We start from the raw sequence: 2,245 nt of genomic DNA, 5'->3' as shown, positions 1-2,245 counted from the left end.
ACCCGCATGGTCTCGTCGCTCTTGAAGCCGGTGTCGGCATCGGCGAACACGTAGAGGATACCGCCACGGGCACGCACCTCTTCCACGTTGGACTTGAGCTTCTCCAGCAGATCGTTGTTCGGCGCCACCACTATGATGGGCATCTCGGCATCGATCAGCGCCAGCGGGCCATGCTTCAGCTCGCCAGCGGCGTAGGCTTCGGCGTGGATGTAGGAGATCTCTTTGAGCTTGAGCGCCCCTTCCATGGCGATGGGGTACTGGCTGCCACGGCCGAGGAACAGGCTGTGCTGCTTGTCGGCAAACTCTTCGGCCAGGGTTTCGATATCCTTGGCCAGCGCCAGGCTCTCTTTAATACGCAGCGGCAAGGCTTGCAGCGCCTTGACCAGTTCGGCCTCTGCGGACGCGCTAAGGTGGCCACGGCAGTGACCGACCGAGGCCACCAGCATCAGCAGGCCAGCCAACTGGGTGGTGAACGCCTTGGTGGAGGCCACACCAATCTCTGCCCCCGCGCGGGTCATAAAGGCCAGATCCGATTCACGCACCAGCGAGGAGCCCGGCACGTTGCAGATAGCCAGCGAGCTCATGTAGCCGGATTCCTTGGCCAGACGCAGCGCCGCCAGGGTATCGGCGGTCTCGCCACTCTGGGAGAGGGTCACCAGCAGGCTGTTGGGACGCACTACCGATTTGCGATAGCGGAACTCGGAGGCGATCTCCACATCACAGGAGACGCCAGCGATCTCTTCGAACCAGTAGCGAGCCACCATGCCGGAGTGATAGGAGGTGCCGCAGGCGACGATCTGCACGTGCTCGACCTTGTCAAAGATGGCACGCGCGCCGTTGCCGAACGATTCGACCACCACGTGATCGCTGCCCAGACGCCCTTCCAGAGTGTTGGTGATCGCTTTGGGCTGCTCGTGGATCTCTTTGAGCATGTAGTGGCGATATTCGCCCTTGTCACCGGCATCGTGGGAGAGTTCGGACTCCTGCTCTTCGCGCACCACAGCGTTGCCGTTGATATCGAAGATCTGCACATCGCGACGGGTCACTTCGGCCACATCACCCTCTTCCAGGAAGATGAAACGGCGGGTCACCGGCAGCAGCGCCATCTGGTCGGAGGCGATAAAGTTCTCGCCGATACCGCGGCCGATCACCAGCGGTGAACCGGAGCGGGCCACCACCACGCGGCTGTCGTCGCGGCTGTCCATCACCACGGTACCGTAGGCACCGCGCAGCTGCTTCACCGCAGTTTGCATGGCGGCCAGCAGGCTGCCGGCGCTCTTCAGCTCGTGATGGACCAGATGGGCAATCACTTCGGTGTCAGTGTCGGAGCTGAACACATAGCCCAGCGCCTTCAACTCTTCCCGCAGCTCTTCGTGGTTCTCGATGATGCCGTTGTGCACCACCACGATATGCTCGGAGACGTGAGGGTGAGCGTTGCGTTCGGAGGGCTCGCCGTGAGTGGCCCAGCGGGTATGAGCGATGCCGGTACCGCCATGGACGGACTGCTCGTCGAGCGCCTTGGCCAGCTCGGCCACCTTGCCCAGACGGCGAACCCGCTGCAACGGCTGGTTGGCGCTGAACACGGCCACACCGGCTGAGTCATAACCGCGGTACTCCAGACGGCGCAGGCCCTCTACCAGAATTTCAGCCACATCACGTTGGGCAACAGCCCCGACGATGCCACACATACACTTCTCCTTGAGATGCAAATCGTAAAGTCAGTTGGATGGTTCAGAGCTCGATGTCAGCAAGTGACCGGGGCGCAGATAAGCGTCACCCCCTGGGCTTGAATCTGTTCTCTGGCCTCGCTGGCCAGCCCCTCGTCGGTCACCAGGGTATGGATGCTCGACCAGGGAAGTTCGAGATTGGGGATCTTGCGGCCGATCTTTTCCGATTCGACCATCACAATAACCTCCCGCGATACCTCGGCCATGACCCGCGACAGGCCCACCAGCTCGTTGAAGGTGGTGGTGCCACGCTCCGGGTCGATGCCGTCAGCACCGATAAAGAGCTGGTCAAAGTCGTAGGAGCGCAACACCTGTTCCGCCACCTGCCCCTGGAAGGATTCGGAGTGAGGGTCCCAAGTGCCACCGGTCATTAACAGGGTAGGCTCATTTTCCAGCTCGCGCAGGGCACCGGCCACATTGAGGGAGTTGGTCATCACGATAAGGCCGCGCTTGTTGCCCAGCATGGGGATCATGGCGCTAGTGGTGCTGCCGCTGTCGATGATGACGCGGTTGTGATC

At 61.7% G+C, this 2,245-nt stretch carries 2 protein-coding genes; both read right to left on the bottom strand.

What is annotated here, in order from left to right; translation table 11 throughout:
- On the bottom strand, window positions 1–1,688 hold a 1,688-nt coding region (gene glmS, locus G5358_RS20805; RefSeq protein WP_421324852.1), incomplete at its 3' end, for a glutamine--fructose-6-phosphate transaminase (isomerizing).
- Between the two features lie 56 nt (window positions 1,689–1,744).
- The coding region (locus tag G5358_RS20800) for a DeoR/GlpR family DNA-binding transcription regulator (protein WP_421324851.1) at window positions 1,745–2,245 on the bottom strand (501 nt) is incomplete at its 5' end.

The sequence above is a fragment of the Aeromonas sp. 604176 genome (genome assembly GCF_049170755.1).
GTDB classification, from domain to species: domain Bacteria; phylum Pseudomonadota; class Gammaproteobacteria; order Enterobacterales; family Aeromonadaceae; genus Aeromonas; species Aeromonas veronii_A.
Note: the sequence above shows the minus strand (reverse complement) of the source record. Positions and strands in the feature narration are given on the sequence as shown.